The 545-nt window shown below is 34.7% G+C and carries 2 protein-coding genes; one reads left to right on the top strand and one right to left on the bottom strand.

Annotation, left to right across the window (positions count from 1 at the left end; genetic code table 11):
* Positions 1 to 297, top strand: a 297-nt coding sequence (locus HUN22_RS17600) for a BLUF domain-containing protein (RefSeq protein WP_174732063.1), incomplete at its 5' end; no start/stop codon positions are given.
* On the opposite strand, the gene HUN22_RS17595 is transcribed toward HUN22_RS17600, so the two are convergent.
* Positions 298 to 545: hypothetical protein (locus HUN22_RS17595; protein ID WP_174732060.1), on the bottom strand; the 248-nt coding region annotated here is incomplete at its 5' end. It abuts the gene before it with no gap.

Here is a 545-nt window from a genome sequence, read left to right as displayed (position 1 = left end):
GTGGTTGAAAGATTATTTGAAAAAATTACAAATGATGAAAGACACCACAATGTTAAATGGTTATGTACATATTCCATTGAACAAAACTCTTTTCAAAAATGGTCTATGAAATATGTACAACGTAATACAAATATCGAATCTTTCTTTCTCAAGATGGGAGAAAGTACTTTTAATCCGATTCGTCTCGATGAGCAAAATTTAAAAGCTTTCATCAATGAACTGGTTATTGCTGAGCAGACTAAAGTTAAGACAGTTAAGAAAGTGGGTATGGTGAATCGGGGAGTGAACCCATTCTAACTATTTCGCTATTACGCCCATATGGATGGTCTTGAGTTTAGGTAGTATTTTAGTCATCACTAGATATACGATTACTGAAGTTGTGAGCATCCATATCACTTCTAAGCTTTGACTAATGACAAACATTGCCCAATAGAAAAAGCTAAATAAAGCAAGGCATAGTCCACTACCTTTGTAGTACCAAGTGATAAACATCCCAAAAAGCGAGGAAGAGAGAAGAAGGTTAATCGTCTCATTCATTCCTAGAT

This window comes from Acinetobacter lactucae, from assembly GCF_013344765.1.
Classification (GTDB): Bacteria; Pseudomonadota; Gammaproteobacteria; order Pseudomonadales; family Moraxellaceae; genus Acinetobacter; species Acinetobacter lactucae_A.
This window is presented reverse-complemented; position numbering and strand designations above follow the sequence as displayed.